The sequence below is a fragment of the Pseudomonas sp. SJZ077 genome, from assembly GCF_007993905.1.
Lineage (GTDB): Bacteria > Pseudomonadota > Gammaproteobacteria > Pseudomonadales > Pseudomonadaceae > Aquipseudomonas > Aquipseudomonas mandelii.
Genome location: NZ_VIUJ01000024.1, coordinates 44,702 through 60,012, shown reverse-complemented (window position 1 = coordinate 60,012; position 15,311 = coordinate 44,702). Strand labels below are relative to the sequence as shown.

Sequence of the window (15,311 nt, the reverse complement as noted above, 5' to 3'; positions counted from 1 at the left end):
GCGTCCCAATCGGGACGCTTTTTTATGTACTCGAATCGATTACTTCAGGGTAACCGTACCTTTCATCATCGAGATGTGGCCCGGGAACGAGCAGAAGAAGCCGTAATCGGTGCCCGCTGTCAGCTTCGATACATCGATGGTCACCGTATCCTTCTCTCCGGCTCCGATGATTTTGGTATGAGCAATAACGCGATCATCACCGTCTTTCAGATAGTTTTTGTCGATACCGGCTGCCAGGCCATCGGTAGCGATCGGCTGCATATCTGCCGCTTTACTGATCACCAGGTTATGGCCCATGACATTTTTCGGCAGGCTGCCGGAGTGGGTCAGTTCTACGGTAAACGTCTTGCAGCTTTTGTCGATTTCGATGGCCTTGGTGTTGAAGGTCATTTGATCGGTGGAGTCGACAGTGGCCTTGCATTCAGCAGCCATCAGTTGGCTGCTGGCCAGTGTCAGCAGGGATACCGCAACAAGTTTGGCAAACATGGTGAATCTCCAAGGCAGGGGTTAACAAAAGTGCGAATGGACAGAAGACTGCCTGAAAACTGCGCAAGTTCCTATGACCTGAATCAAAAATTGTATACAACTTTCGGGCTATGACACCTATCGAAACAATCTACCAGCCAGACGTCTGGCCCGGCCCTATCATCAGGCCGTCATCCCTGATCTGGAGCGCCTGTCATGTCCTTTAACAGCCTGTTGCGCAGTTTGCTCGCCGCTTATGCCTGTGGCGCCAGCGGCACCTACGAAACACCTGAACGCGAAGTTTAGACCTTGGAGCGCCGCCCGCCTGCCTTTACTCTATGGCCATCCTGACCGTGGAGTAAGGCATGTCTTTAGCGTCCGTTTGTGTATTTTGCGGTGCCAGCACCGGCACCAGTCCGGCTTATCGTGAAGCGGCTGTCGCCCTCGGGCGAGCACTGGCCGAGCGCAAGCTGACCCTGGTCTATGGCGGCGGTGCCGTCGGGCTGATGGGCATCGTCGCCGATGCGGCACTGGCGGCCGGCGGCGAAGTGATCGGGATCATTCCGCAAAGCCTCAAAGACAAGGAAATCGGCCACAGCGGCCTGACTCGTCTGGAAGTGGTCGACGGCATGCATGCGCGCAAGGCGCGAATGGCCGAGCTCAGCGATGCCTTCATCGCGCTGCCCGGAGGCCTGGGCACCCTGGAAGAATTGTTCGAAGTCTGGACCTGGGGCCAGCTCGGCTACCATGGCAAACCGCTCGGGTTGCTGGAAGTGAACGGTTTCTATAGCAAATTGACCGGTTTTCTTGATCATATCGTCGGCGAAGGCTTCGTTCGCGAAGCGCACCGTGACATGCTGCAAGTGAGCGAATCGCCGCAAACCCTGATCGATGCGCTGGACGCTTGGCAGCCGACAGTGGTGCCCAAATGGACAGAGCAAAAACCCAGCTAACGGCTCGGTCCCGATACAGGGCAGAATATGCGCCGCTCAACCTCACCTTCGACCCCAGAGGATCGCCCATGGCTAAACCTAATTATTCCTTCGCCAAACGTCAGAGAGACTTGGCCAAGGAGCAGAAGAAAGAGGAAAAGCTTCAGCGCAAGAAAGCTACAGCTGAAGAAGAAGCAGCAGCACTGAACCCGGATGCCGAAGGCGAAGTGGCTACAGACGAAACTGAAGCACCGAAAGATCAGGCGCCCGACGCCTGAGACCCTCAGGGCCCGATGATCTGATCAGGCCCACCGGATCTGTGTCCAGGGTCAGCAGTTCCTTGCTGACCCTCACAGGCCAATCAGAAACACCCCATCCCGAACTGACTTACACCAACCCCTGTAGGAGCGAGCCTGCTCGCGATTGCGGTGTGTCATTCAACATTCATATCGACTGACACACCGCAATCGCGAGCAGGCTCGCTCCTACAGGGGATTTTGTTAGTCCAGGGGCATCACGGTGACGCGGACCTCGGGGTCGTGATTACCGCCCCCCAGAATCACCCCACGCAACGGCGACACATCGGAAAAATCCCGTCCCCAGGCCAGGGTGATGTGCTCCAACGCCGGTTGCACATTGTTGGTCGGATCAAAATCCACCCAGCCCAGCACCGGGCAAAACACCGAAACCCAGGCATGCGAGGCATCGGCGCCGATCAGTCGTGGCTGGCCGGGCGGTGGCTGGGTCAGCAGGTAGCCGCTGATGTAACGCGCCGCCAGTCCACGGGAACGCACGCAAGCGAGCATCAGGTGCGCGAAGTCCTGACAGACCCCGCGCCGACGCTCCAGCACCTCCACCAGCGGCGTTGCCACTTGAGTCGCCTCGGCGTCGAAAGTGAATTCGCTGAAAATCTTCTCCATCAACGCCTGGACGCCCAGCAACAAAGGCTGTCCCGGTGGAAAACAGCTTTCCGAGAATTCGACAAAGTTGCGCTTCAGATGCACATAGGGCGATTCAAACCGGTAACGGCACGCTTCCAGTAAATCTGTAGAAAGCGGCTGACTGCTATAGGTCAGCGCATTGCGGGTTTCTTCCCACGCGGGGGATTGATTGAAATCCAGCGTTGGCCGGGCCAGCACCTCGACCGTAAGCCGGGCGTTGACCAGCAATTCATCATGCGGCCGCTCAAACGCCAACCGGGTGAGCGGATTGCCAAACACATCCAATTCATCCCGGCGTGAGGTCGGGTCGGGACTGATCTGCAAGTGTTGTTCGGTGCAGCGCTGCCAGGCACAGGCCCGTGGCCACAGGTGCGCGAGTTGCTGTGCCAGGGACACCGGGCTGTCGTAGTGATAATGGGTGTCGTGGAGAATCTGGTAACGGGCGCTCATCAGACGGACACCGTGCGCTGGCTGACATCATCGACATGGGCGAAATGGCGCAAGGCCAGACGATCCGACACTTGCCCGCTGGCATCGGCGATCTCTTGCAGCAGATCGGCCAGACCGTTGATGGCGGCGCGAACGCTGGCTTCGCCGAACAACGAATTCTCCAGGCAACCCAGATCGAACCGCGTCAGACGCTCTACCAGTTGCGGCAGACCGGCTTCGCGAGGCACGCCAAAATCATCGTTCAAGCGTTTCAGGGTGCGGGTCACCAGTTTTAACTGGAACAGCACCGCATGAGGGTTTTGCTCGTCGAGTAGCAAAAGGTCGAGCACCGGAATCAACTGCGCCACCGCCAGGTACCGCGAGCGGTATGTGATGCTGCTGTTGCCCAGTTCCAGCAGCCATTCCAGCCCAGCCTGATCGAAGGCACCGGCACCGCGCAGAAACGCCGCCAGGCTGGCGCTGAGAAATTGCAGACGCTCGATCCGCCGACCGATCATCAGAAAACGCCAGCCTTCATCTCGGGTCATGTCGTCCAGGGCAAAACCGGACAGTGCCGCCAGGGACATCACCAGCCGGTTGAGGAAGTCCAGCAACTCACCGAAATCCGGCTCTTCGGTTTCCAGCTCCATGGCTTCGCGCTGCAATTCCACCAGCGCCTGCCAGTTTTCCCGCGAGAGCTTGCCGCGCACTTGCGAGGCGGCCCACTGCAAGCGCTGCAAATTGGAGCGCAGGCTGAAGGGCCAATCATCGCCGAGTAACGCCGCCAACAACCGCTCGGGCAACTCACCTTCGTCTGGCAACAGATTGAGGCGCTCGCCGAGGTCGACCGCCGCTTCCAGGGCCTGCGGGTCATCGCCATCGACGTAGCGCGCCAGCATGATCCGCAGCAATCGCGCGCTGTCATCACAGCGTTCGCAATAGCGGCCAAACCAGAACAGGTTCTCGACCACCCGCGACGGCAGGTACGGATCGCGCCGAACCAGATCATGCACACCGATCGTGCGCTGGGTTTTCCATTGCTCGCCGCTCGGCGGACGATCCCCCAATACCCAGGTGTCCTTACTCGCACCACCGCGCTGCATCGACACCACTTCCGCATCCGCTTCGGCGGCCACCCGGGTCAATCCGTCCGGCAACACCCGATAACCGTCTTGACTGGCCACTGCATACATACGCATCCCAATGGCTCGCGGTTGCAGCTGACCGTCCTCGGCCTGCCAGATCGGTGCCTGGGACAATTGCGCCAACTCTTGCGCAACATACGCATAAGGCCGCGCCTGCATGCGCTCAGCCAAGGCCTGACGCTGTTTTTCACTCAAATCGCGGCCAAATACAGGGGCGAAGCTTTGCGACGGGAAGGCGGGTTTGATCAGCAATTCCGGGAGTTTCTCCAGCGCCTGGGCAAGCACCGGCGCTTCGCCACACCACCACGTCGCAATGGACGGAAGGATCAGTTCTTCGCCGAACAGGAATTGATTGATCTTTGGCAAAAAGCCGAGCAACCCCGGCGACTCGAGTACTCCGCTGCCGAGGGCATTGGCCACCAGCACGCGCCCCTGCCGCACGGCTTCGAGCAAGCCCGGCACACCGAGTGCCGAGTCGGTACGCAGTTCCAGCGGATCGCAGAAGTCATCGTCGAGCCGACGCATGATCGCGTGAACCCGACGCAGGCCACTGAGGGTCTTCAGGTAGACCGTGGCATCGCGCACCGTGAGGTCGCCGCCTTCCACCAGTGGATAACCGAGCTGACGCGCCAGATAGAGATGTTCGAAATAGCTTTCGTTGAAACGTCCCGGCGTCAGCAGCACGATCAGTGGCGCGTCTTCATCGTTTGGCGCCTGGCGGACGAGGGTTTCCTGGAGCGTGCGGAAGAACCCGGCCAGATGCTGCACCTTCAGGTCGCGATACAACTCGGGAAAGGCTCGGGACACGATGGTGCGGTTTTCCAGCGCATAACCGGCACCGGAAGGCGCTTGAGTCCGGTCCGCCGTCACCCACCAGCGGCCATCCGGCGTGCGCGCCAGATCCACGGCGTACAAATGCAGAAAAGCCCCGTCCGGCGGCGTAATGCCCTGACAGGGCCAGAGGAAATTGTTGTGGCCAAATACCAGTTCCGCCGGCAACAGCCCTTCGGCAATCAATCGCTGCGGGCCATAAAGGTCTGCCAGCACGGCGTTCAACAGCCGAGCTCGCTGGGCAATCCCGGCCGATAACTGCTGCCACTCATCTGCCGCAATCACATGCGGCAGCAGGTCAAGCTCCCACGGCCGATCCGCGCCCTTGGGGTCGGCGTAGACGTTGTAGGTCACGCCGTTTTCCTGGATCTGCCGGGTCAACAAAGCCTGACGCTGCACCAATTGCGCTGGCGTGCTGCGTTGCAATTGGTCGAACAACCGGCGCCAGTGGGGGCGCACGGCGCCGCTGTCGTCGAGCAGTTCGTGATAAGTGCCCGCCGTCAGCGGGTAGCGGTCAAGCAGGTCAGGCATGGAAAGCTCGGCAGACAGCAAAGAACGGTCAGACTAACGCAGGCTCATGACGCCCGGATAGACGAAAAATCCGAGCGTCGTGTACGGTTTAGAAACGTCGTAAATCGAGCGTCATCGGCAGCTCGTCATTAATTTCCAGAATCGGTATCGGAAGTTTCCCCGGGCTGTGTCCGATGCGGAAGAAACGCGCCATCCGTCGGCTCTCGGCCTCATTGGCATTCACCGGCAAGCTGTCGTAATTACGCCCGCCCGGATGGGCGACGTGGTATTGACAGCCCCCCAGCGAACGCTGCATCCAGGTGTCGAGCAGGTCGAACACCAACGGCGCGTGGACCGGGATGGTCGGTTGCAGACAGTTGGCCGGTTGCCAGGCGCGGAAACGCACGCCGGCAACGAACTCGCCGACGCGGCCGGTCGGCTGCAACGGCACAGGAACGCCATTGCACGTCAGCAAATAACGCTGCGGTGCCAGACCGGTGAGCTTCACCTGCAAGCGTTCCAGCGACGAATCCACGTAGCGCACCGTGCCGCCGACCGCGCCCTCCTCACCCAGCACATGCCAAGGCTCCAGCGCCTGACGCACTTCCAGTTCGATGCCACTGACCGCGTAATCGCCAACCTTGGGAAAACGAAATTCCAGATGCGCGGCGAACCACTCTGCGCGCACGGGATAACCGGCGGCATTGAGATCGACGATCACATCGGCGAAATCCTGCTCGATAAAGTGCGGCAGCAGGAACCGGTCATGCAGCTCAGTGCCCCAGCGCGCCAGTTTCGGCGGCGCATACGGCTCGCGCCAGAACCGCGCCACCAGCGCCCGCAGCAGCAACTGTTGCGCCAGGCTCATGCGCGCATGCGGTGGCATTTCAAAGGCGCGCAACTCAAGCAATCCAAGCCGCCCCGTCGCGCCATCCGGCGAATAGAGCTTGTCGATGCAGAACTCGGCGCGGTGCGTATTGCCGGTCACGTCGATCAGCAAGTTGCGCAGCAACCGGTCGACCAGCCACGGCGCACACTCCTCGCCCGGCTCCGGCATCTGGGCGAAGGCGATTTCCAGTTCGTACAAGGCATCGTTGCGCGCTTCATCGACACGCGGCGCCTGGGACGTCGGGCCGATGAACAAGCCGGAAAACAGGTAGGACAAGGAAGGGTGGTTATGCCAGTAACTGATCAGGCTGCGCAGCAGGTCGGGACGGCGCAGAAACGGTGAGTCAGCCGGCGTCGCGCCACCCAGGACGAAATGGTTGCCGCCGCCGGTGCCGGTGTGCCGGCCGTCGATCATGAATTTCTCGGTGGTCAGTCGGGTCTGGCGCGCTTCTTCGTAGAGGAACTCGGTGCGCTCGACCAGCTCGTCCCACGTGGCGGACGGCTGCACATTGACCTCGATCACGCCCGGGTCAGGGGTGATACGGAAGTTGCTCAAGCGCGGATCGCTCGGCGGCTCGTAGCCTTCCAGCAGCACCGGGCAATGCAGTTCCTGCGCCGTGGCCTCGATCGCGGTGACCAGTTCCAGATAATCTTCGACCCGTTCCAGCGGCGGCATGAACAGGTACAACCGACCTTCCCGTGCCTCGGCGCAGAATGCGGTGCGGGTCAGCCAGTCGGCGGATTCATCGACTTTCAGTTCCCGCTCGACCGCTTCGGCCGGTGCTCCCGGACTGTTCAACTGCTGAGTGTCTGGTAGCGAGGGGAATGCCTGATTCGGATCGTTAGGATGGATGAACGGATACTCCGCCGCTTTTACCCATGGCTGCGAGCCCAACGGAAGCCGATAGCCCAACGGTGAATCACCGGGCACCAGTCGGCAGTGCTCGTCACGCAGGTACCAGCGACCGCTCTGCCATTGATCACCCTTGGCGGTGCGCGCCAGCGGCAGGACCTGACCGATCACCTTGTCCAGGCCCTGGCTGAAGACTTTACGCAGGCGGGCCCGCTCCAGCGGTTCTTCAAGACGCGAGTCTTCGGCGCTGACGTTCAGCGGCAACGTGCCTTCGCGCCAGAGGTAATAGAAATTGTCTTCGTAGGCGGGGAAAACAAAGCGTGTCGGAATTTTCAGGCGTTCGGCGACACTCGACAGAAAACGCCCGGCCAGTTCGCCATCGGCGCCGTAGTCTTCCTGCTCATCGGCAATCAGTGCGCTGTTGTGCCAGATCGGCACGCCATCGCGCCGCCAGTAGCAGTTCAGCGACCAGCGTGGCAGTTGTTCGCCGGGATACCACTTGCCCTGACCGAAATGCACCAGGCCTTTGGGCGCGTAGTGTTTGCGCATGCGCTGGAACAGCTCGGCGGACAGCCGACGCTTGTCCGGGCCAAGTGCGGCGGTGTTCCACTCGGCGCCGTCCGGATCGTCAATGGAAACAAACGTCGGCTCGCCGCCCATGGTCAGGCGCACGTCGCCCTCCAGCAGGTCGGCATCGATCTGCCGCCCCAGCGCCTGGATCGCCAACCACTGATCTTCGGTATAGGGCTTTGTTACTCGCGGCGCTTCCCAGATCCGCTCCACGGACATTTCGTGGGTGAACTCGCACTCGCACGGTTCCACCAGGCCACTGATCGGTGCCGCAGAGCCCGGATCGGGGCTGCACGCCAACGGAATGTGTCCTTCACCGGCAAACAGCCCTGACGTCGCGTCCAGGCCGATCCAGCCGGCGCCGGGCAAATAGACCTCGCACCAGGCGTGCAAGTCGGTGAAGTCCACTTCCGTGCCCGAGGGACCGTCGAGGCTTTTGACGTCGGCGGTCAGCTGGATCAGATAACCAGAGACGAAGCGCGCCGCCAGCCCGAGGTTACGCAGCAACTGCACCAGCAACCACGCCGAGTCACGGCAGGAACCGGACGCATGTTCAAGGGTGTGCTCAGGGGTTTGCACCCCCGGCTCCATGCGGATCAGGTAGCCGATGTCTTCGCTCAGGCGCTGATTGAGCGCCACGAGGAAGTCGACGCTCGGCAGCGGCGTGCGGTCGATGCCGTCCAGATAGGCCTTGAACTTCGGCGTCAGGGGCAAGGTTTCCAGGTACGGCGCCAGTTCCTTGCGCTCATCCGAGGCGTAGGTGAACGGGATCTTTTCCGCGTAGGGCTCAAGGAAGAAGTCGAACGGATTGAACACCGCCATCTCCGCCAGCAGATCGACCTCGATGCGCAGCTCAGCGGTTTTCTCCGGGAACACCAACCGCGCCAGGTAATTGCCCTGGGGGTCCTGCTGCCAGTTGATGAAATGCTGCTCGGGGGAGACTTTCAGCGCATAGGACAGAATCCGCGTGCGACTGTGGGCGGCCGGGCGCAGGCGAACGATCTGCGGACCGAGCTCGACGGCGCGGTCGTAGCGGTAATGCGTGACGTGGTGCAATGCGACATGAATCGACACGGCGTGCCTCCTGCGAGCCTTAAGCGTATTGGGAAAGCGCGCAAGACTTATGCCATCCAGCAGCGCTGGCGCTTTCTTCGATTGCTTGAGGCAGTACAGCACCAAAATCGGGCGATGCGGGAAATTGGTTTGAGAGGATTGCACGCAAATGTGGCGAGATACCTGCGATCGTTCCCACGCTCTACGTGGGAATGCAGTCCGTGACGCTCCGCGTCACTGGACGCGGAGCGTCCCTTGAGGCATTGCCACGCAGCGCGTGGGAACGATCAGCAGACAATAAAAAACGCCAACCCGAAGGTTGGCGTTCTGTTATCAGCGGTCAGCGTTTAGCGCGGCACTACCGGCTTACGCGCAGGCTTCGGCCCCTTGCCTTTGGCCGCGTCCTTGCGATCTTTGGCCGCCTGTTGGTTGCGGGCGAATGCCGCCGCCTTGGCCTGTTCACGCTTGTCCCACGGATTGCCGCCATCGCTGGCACGTGGTGGCAGGCCGGTGTGCTGGGTCAGGATCTTGGTGGTCTTTTCCCCTGCAACCTTGTGACTGCCGGCCGGCGTCGAGTTCTTGCGACGGGCGCTCTGGTAGCTGTCGGTCGCCGGCTGATGCAGCGGGATCAACTGGTTCTTGCCCGGCCCGATCAGGTCGGCGCGGCCCATGCGGGTCAACGCTTCACGCAGCATCGGCCAGCCTTTCGGGTCGTGGTAACGCAAGAACGCCTTGTGCAGGCGACGCTGCTCTTCGCTCTTGACGATGGTCACGGCGTCGCTCTTGTAAGTGACCTTGCGCAGCGGGTTCTTGCCCGAATGGTACATCGCGGTGGCGGTGGCCATCGGCGACGGGTAGAACGCCTGCACCTGGTCGGCGCGGAAGCCGTTGCCCTTGAGCCACAGGGCCAGGTTCATCATGTCTTCGTCGGTGGTGCCCGGGTGGGCGGCGATGAAGTACGGAATCAGGTACTGCTCTTTCCCGGCTTCCTTGGAGTACTTCTCGAACATGCGCTTGAACTTGTCATAGCTGCCGATGCCCGGTTTCATCATCTGGTTGAGCGGACCTTCCTCGGTGTGTTCCGGGGCGATCTTCAGGTAACCGCCGACGTGGTGGGTCACCAGCTCTTTGACGTATTCCGGCGACTCGACCGCGAGGTCGTAGCGCAGGCCGGACGCGATCAGGATCTTCTTCACACCCGGCAAGGCACGGGCGCTGCGGTACAGTTGAATCAGCGATGAGTGATCGGTGTTCAGGTTCGGGCAGATGCCCGGGAACACGCACGACGGCTTGCGGCACGCGGATTCGATTTCCGGGCTCTTGCAGGCGATGCGGTACATGTTCGCAGTCGGGCCACCGAGGTCGGAAATCACGCCGGTGAAGCCTGGGACCTTGTCGCGGATCTCTTCGATTTCGCGAATGATCGACTCTTCGGAACGGTTCTGGATGATCCGGCCTTCGTGCTCGGTGATGGAGCAGAAGGTGCAGCCACCGAAGCAGCCACGCATGATGTTCACCGAGAAGCGGATCATGTCGTAGGCAGGAATTTTTTCCTTGCCATACGCCGGGTGCGGAACCCGTGCGTAAGGCATGCCGAACACGTAGTCCATTTCTTCAGTGGTCATCGGAATCGGCGGCGGGTTGAACCAGACGTCGACTTCGCCATGCTTCTGCACCAGGGCGCGGGCGTTGCCCGGGTTGGTTTCCAGGTGAAGCACGCGGTTGGCGTGAGCGTACAGAACCGCATCGCCACGGACTTTCTCGACCGAAGGCAGACGAATCACGGTTTTGTCGCGGGTCATTTTCGGGCTGGCCAGGATCTGCACGACCTTGGCTTCGCTCGGGTCTTCAACCGGACCTTTTTCCTGCTCGATCGCGCAGGCCTGGGTGTCCTGGGTGTTCACGTACGGGTTGATGATCTTGTCGACCTTGCCCGGACGGTCGATGCGCGTGGAATCGACTTCGTACCAGTCCTTCGGCGTGTCACGACGGATGAACGCGGTGCCGCGCACGTCGGTGATGTCTTCGATCTTGTGACCGAAGGACAGACGCTGGGCGACTTCGACGATCGCACGCTCGGCGTTGCCGTAGAGCAGGATGTCGGCGCAGGCGTCGATCAGGATCGAGTTGCGCACCCGGTCCTGCCAGTAATCGTAGTGGGCGATGCGACGCAGGGAAGCTTCGATGCCGCCGAGCACGATCGGTACATTCTTGTAGGCTTCCTTGCAGCGCTGGCTGTAAACCAGGCTCGCGCGGTCCGGACGTTTACCCGCCAGGCCACCCGGGGTGTAGGCGTCATCGGAACGGATTTTCTTGTCGGCGGTGTAGCGGTTGATCATCGAATCCATGTTGCCGGCCGCGACACCGAAGAACAGGTTCGGCTCGCCGAGCTTCATGAAGTCGTCTTTGGACTGCCAGTTTGGCTGGGCAATGATCCCGACGCGGAAGCCTTGCGACTCCAGCAGCCGGCCGATGATTGCCATGCCGAACGACGGATGGTCAACGTACGCATCACCGGTGACGATGATGATGTCGCAGGAATCCCAGCCAAGCTGATCCATCTCCTCCCTGCTCATCGGCAGGAATGGCGCCGGGCCGAAACATTCGGCCCAGTACTTGGGATAGTCAAATAACGGCTTGGCTGTTTGCATGACGATGACCGGTGTTGAGATGAAAAATCGCGGGCGCGGAATATAGCACAAAAAACAACCAATTCCGACGGCTATGGTCGGAAATTGCGGCGCCCGTTTCGCGCAAAGATCCAGAGGCCAGGCGCAACCCTTGTGGCGAGGGAGCTTGCTCCCGCTGGGCAGCGAAGCGGCCCCAAAACCTTCGACCGAATTTTTCCAGACGGACCGCATTCCTCAGCTTTGCGACTGCTGCGCAGCCGAGCGGGAGCAAGCTCCCTCGCCACAGGCAAGCGTCCTGCCTGGGCGTTACTCGTCGTCGAAGTTGTAGCTGCCCGGTGCGAGGTTTTCGAAGCGGGTGTACTTGCCGATGAACGCCAGCCGCGACGTGCCGATCGGGCCGTTCCGCTGCTTGCCGATGATGATCTCGGCGATGCCTTTGTGCTCGGTTTCCGGGTGGTACACCTCGTCCCGGTAAACGAACATGATCACGTCAGCATCCTGCTCGATCGCTCCGGATTCCCGGAGGTCGGAGTTGATCGGGCGTTTGTTCGGTCGCTGCTCCAGGGAGCGGTTGAGCTGGGACAACGCCACCACCGGGCAGTTGAATTCCTTGGCCAGGGCCTTCAAGGAACGGGAGATCTCGGAAATCTCGTTGGTCCGGTTGTCACCGCCCGAACCCGGGATCTGCATCAATTGCAGGTAGTCGATCATGATCAGGGCGATGTCGCCGTGCTCACGCACCAGGCGTCGGGTACGCGCACGCATTTCCGACGGGCTGATGCCGGCCGTATCGTCGATGAACAGTTTGCGATCATTGAGCAGGTTGACCGCCGAGGTCAGGCGCGGCCAATCGTCGTCGTCCAGGCGACCGGCACGGACCTTGGTCTGGTCGATACGGCCGAGGGACGACAGCATACGCATGATCAGCGATTCGCCTGGCATCTCGAGCGAGTAGACCAGTACGCACTTGTCGCTGCGCAACACGGCGTTTTCCACCAGGTTCATCGCAAAGGTGGTTTTACCCATGGATGGACGGCCGGCGACGATGATCAGGTCAGACGGTTGCAAGCCACTGGTCATTCCGTCGAGGTCGGTGTAACCGGTGGAAAGGCCGGTAATGGCGTTGTCGGTGTTGAACAAGGTGTCGATGCGGTCGATAGCCTTGGTCAACAGGTCATTCACACTCACCGGGCCGCCGGTCTTTGGCCGGGCCTCAGCGATCTGGAAGATCTGGCGCTCGGCTTCGTCGAGAATCTCTTCAGCGGTACGGCCTTCCGGGTTGAAGGCACTGTCGGCAATTTCGGAGGCAATGCCAATCAGTTGGCGCAAGGTTGCCCGCGCACGAACAATCTGGGCATAAGCCTTGATGTTGGCGACGGACGGCGTGTTTTTCGCCAGCTCACCCAGGTAACCGAGACCACCGACCTGCGAGGTCTGACCTTCCTTGTCCAATTGCTCGGCAAGGGTCACGACGTCGATGGGGGAGTTCTGGTCGGCGAGCTTGGCGATCGCGCGGAAGATCAAACGGTGGTCATGCCGATAGAAATCGCCGTCCGACACTTGATCCAACACGCGTTCCCAGGCGTTGTTGTCCAGCATCAAACCACCGAGCACGGCCTGTTCGGCCTCGATGGAATGCGGCGGCACCTTCAGGGCAGCGGTTTGCAGATCGTATTGCTCGGGAGCGGAGATATCGTTCATGGCCACTAGAAATTGGGGGTTTCAGAAAGACAAAGGGCACGACCTGTAAACAGGATCGTGCCCGATGTTACCGGCAAGCACCCGAGGGTGCCAGCCGACAAGTGCTGCTTAAGCTGCTACCACGACAACGCGTACGGTGGCTTCAACTTCGGCGTGCAGGTGCACGGCTACGTCGAATTCGCCTACGTTGCGGATGGTGCCGTTCGGCAGACGAACTTCGCTTTTTGCCACTTCAACGCCAGAGGCGGTCAGTGCATCAGCGATGTCGTGAGTACCGATCGAACCGAACAGCTTGCCTTCGTCACCAGCGGTGGCAGTGATAGTCACTTCCAGCTCAGCCAGTTGGGCGGCACGGCTTTCAGCCGAAGTTTTACGGTCTGCTGCGGCTTTTTCCAGCTCAGCGCGACGCTCTTCGAACGCAGCCAGGTTGGCAGCGGTCGCAGCGGTAGCTTTGCCGTAAGGCAGCAGGTAGTTACGACCGTAACCAGCCTTAACGTTTACTTTGTCACCCAGGTTGCCCAGGTTGGTGACTTTTTCCAGAAGGATCAGTTGCATGTGAAAATCCTCTTAACTTTTAACCTTCACCGTTCGCGCTATCGACGTCTTTCGGCGTCGAACGACCGCGAAAATCAATCAGGCTGTCGACGATGGCCAAGACCACCAGCAACGGATAGATCAGCTGCATGAACAGCAACAGCGTGACGTACAACCCCACCAGCCAGAACCTGGCCAGTCGCTTTTGCGCCACCAGCCCGTGAATCAGGGCCAGCCCGGCGAACACCAGCGGTACGCTGCACAACGGCGTCAACATGGCCATCTGTGGACCGATATTCGGTCCCAGAAGCATGAACGCCAGCAGCAACATCGCTGGTAAAAGCGGGAATCGGATGGCGCGAAACTCGCGACCAAAACCACCCGGGTTGTACAACAACGCCTGCCAGTAGCGCCCGACAATCAGGCTCAGCACACTGACGATTTGCAACAAGGCCGCAATCAGGCCGGTCAGGACCGGTGCAATCAGGGACGCAAAATGCGCTTGCTCGTCTACCGACAACTTCTGGTAGACATCACCGAGTAGCGACGGCATGACTTTTATCAAAGCCTGCGCCAGCATCTCGATTTGGGGAGCAAAAACTGTCCCCAGCACCACTGCAAACACCACTCCCATCGCTATGCTGACCAGCAGCACGCGGTTCCAGGACTCGCTTGCGCGCAAAACCAACGCAAGGCTCGAAGACCCCAGCAGCACCAGAAGTGCCCGTGGGTCATCGGAGTAAAGCCACCAGATCAACGCCGGCAGCAGCCCCAGAGCAAGTACGCCAATGGCGTCCTTCAATCCGCGCCGCAGGAGCACAAGGCATCCGGCGGCAGCACCCAACCAATACAACAACGGCAGTATTGCGCATCCAGCCACTACCAGAGTGGCCTGCATACGGCCGCGCATGATGAACTCAGCTAAGGCGCGCATGCATTCAATCCTTTGCTACGTGTCGACTGCCCGGTCTCAGCGGCCGTGGCTGTCGGTGTAGGCCAGCAGGGCCAGGAAGCGGGCGCGCTTGATAGCGGTGGCCAGCTGACGCTGATAACGAGCTTTGGTACCGGTGATGCGGCTTGGAACGATTTTGCCGGTCTCGGATACATAGGCTTTCAGAGTGTTGAGATCTTTGTAATCGATCTCTTTCACGTCTTCAGCGGTGAAGCGGCAGAATTTACGACGACGGAAGAAACGTGCCATTTGATAGGCTCCTTAAAAGGTCCGTGGATTACTCGTCAGCGTTATCGCTGTTGTCGCTGTCATCACTATCAGCGCTTTCAGCGCCTTCGTGCTCAGGACGGTCGCGACGCTCACGGCGCTCACTGCGGTTTTCTTCAGCCTTGAGCATCTCGGATTGGCCGGTAACGGCTTCTTCGCGACGGATGACCAGGTTACGGATCACTGCATCGTTGTAGCGGAAGTTGTCTTCCAGCTCGGCCAGGGCCTTGCCAGTGCACTCAACGTTCAGCATCACGTAGTGAGCCTTGTGAACATTGTTGATTGCGTAGGCCAGTTGACGACGGCCCCAATCTTCCAGACGGTGGATTTTGCCGCCGTCTTCTTCGATCAGCTTGGTGTAACGCTCAACCATGCCGCCGACTTGCTCGCTTTGATCCGGGTGGACCAAAAAGATGATTTCGTAATGACGCATGAATGCTCCTTACGGGTTGTAGCCTGCCGTTCAAAAACGGTCAGACAAGGAGTGAATGACACTTATGGACTTGCTTGCGATAGACACGTGAGTGCCTGCCGTCACAGCAAGGGGCGCAATTGTAGAGAAGGGATAGAAGAGGTGCAAGGCAATTGGTGATTATTTGAACAGTTCGTT

At 60.1% G+C, this 15,311-nt stretch carries 12 protein-coding genes; 2 read left to right on the top strand and 10 right to left on the bottom strand.

Going from position 1 to position 15,311, the window contains the following annotated elements:
- Positions 1-39: 39 nt before the first annotated feature.
- Positions 40-486 carry an azurin gene (gene azu / locus FBY01_RS27155; protein WP_145310248.1) on the bottom strand — a complete coding sequence of 149 codons (447 nt, stop codon included), beginning with the start codon at positions 484-486 and terminating at the stop codon, positions 40-42.
- A 344-nt stretch (positions 487-830) separates the two neighbouring features.
- Here azu and FBY01_RS27150 point away from each other — a divergent pair, with 344 nt between their 5' ends.
- Together FBY01_RS27150 and FBY01_RS27145 are read left to right on the top strand one after the other, a co-directional pair.
- Positions 831-1,418, top strand: coding sequence for a TIGR00730 family Rossman fold protein (locus FBY01_RS27150; protein ID WP_010464168.1), 588 nt, complete (start codon positions 831-833; stop codon positions 1,416-1,418).
- Positions 1,419-1,486: 68 nt separating this feature from the next.
- A complete protein-coding gene (locus FBY01_RS27145) occupies positions 1,487-1,675 on the top strand; it encodes a hypothetical protein (RefSeq protein WP_007947526.1) in 189 nt (62 codons plus the stop codon).
- 222 nt (positions 1,676-1,897) lie between these two features.
- On the opposite strand, the gene FBY01_RS27135 is transcribed toward FBY01_RS27145, so the two are convergent.
- The 9 genes from FBY01_RS27135 to rpsF all read right to left on the bottom strand — a co-directional run bounded on the left by FBY01_RS27135 (position 1,898) and on the right by rpsF (position 15,134).
- The gene (locus FBY01_RS27135) at positions 1,898-2,788 is read right to left on the bottom strand and encodes a transglutaminase family protein (protein WP_010464171.1); all 891 of its coding nucleotides are present in this window, start codon (positions 2,786-2,788) and stop codon (positions 1,898-1,900) included.
- Positions 2,788-5,274 (bottom strand): circularly permuted type 2 ATP-grasp protein, encoded by a 2,487-nt coding sequence (locus FBY01_RS27130; RefSeq protein WP_145310246.1) that lies wholly within the window; start codon positions 5,272-5,274, stop codon positions 2,788-2,790. The genes FBY01_RS27135 and FBY01_RS27130 overlap by 1 nt, the downstream gene beginning before the upstream one ends.
- An 88-nt stretch (positions 5,275-5,362) precedes the next feature.
- Entirely contained in the window at positions 5,363-8,638 is a 3,276-nt protein-coding gene (locus tag FBY01_RS27125; RefSeq protein WP_145310244.1) for a DUF2126 domain-containing protein, read from the bottom strand.
- A 326-nt stretch (positions 8,639-8,964) separates the two neighbouring features.
- Complete coding sequence (locus FBY01_RS27120; RefSeq protein ID WP_077748929.1) at positions 8,965-11,268, bottom strand: YgiQ family radical SAM protein; 2,304 nt, start codon at positions 11,266-11,268, stop codon at positions 8,965-8,967.
- A gap of 285 nt (positions 11,269-11,553) precedes the next feature.
- On the bottom strand, positions 11,554-12,948 hold the full coding sequence (gene dnaB, locus FBY01_RS27110; protein WP_010464182.1) for a replicative DNA helicase: 1,395 nt from the start codon (positions 12,946-12,948) through the stop codon (positions 11,554-11,556).
- A 108-nt stretch (positions 12,949-13,056) separates the two neighbouring features.
- Positions 13,057-13,503, bottom strand: a complete 447-nt coding sequence (rplI, locus tag FBY01_RS27105; RefSeq protein ID WP_003197251.1) for a 50S ribosomal protein L9 — start codon at positions 13,501-13,503, stop codon at positions 13,057-13,059.
- 19 nt (positions 13,504-13,522) lie between these two features.
- Entirely contained in the window at positions 13,523-14,416 is an 894-nt protein-coding gene (locus tag FBY01_RS27100; protein ID WP_010464187.1) for a hypothetical protein, read from the bottom strand.
- 36 nt (positions 14,417-14,452) lie between these two features.
- Complete coding sequence (rpsR, locus tag FBY01_RS27095) at positions 14,453-14,683, bottom strand: 30S ribosomal protein S18 (RefSeq protein WP_002551829.1); 231 nt, start codon at positions 14,681-14,683, stop codon at positions 14,453-14,455.
- A 28-nt stretch (positions 14,684-14,711) separates the two neighbouring features.
- Positions 14,712-15,134, bottom strand: a complete 423-nt coding sequence (gene rpsF, locus FBY01_RS27090; RefSeq protein WP_003217491.1) for a 30S ribosomal protein S6 — start codon at positions 15,132-15,134, stop codon at positions 14,712-14,714.
- Between the last annotated feature and the right edge of the window lie 177 nt (positions 15,135-15,311).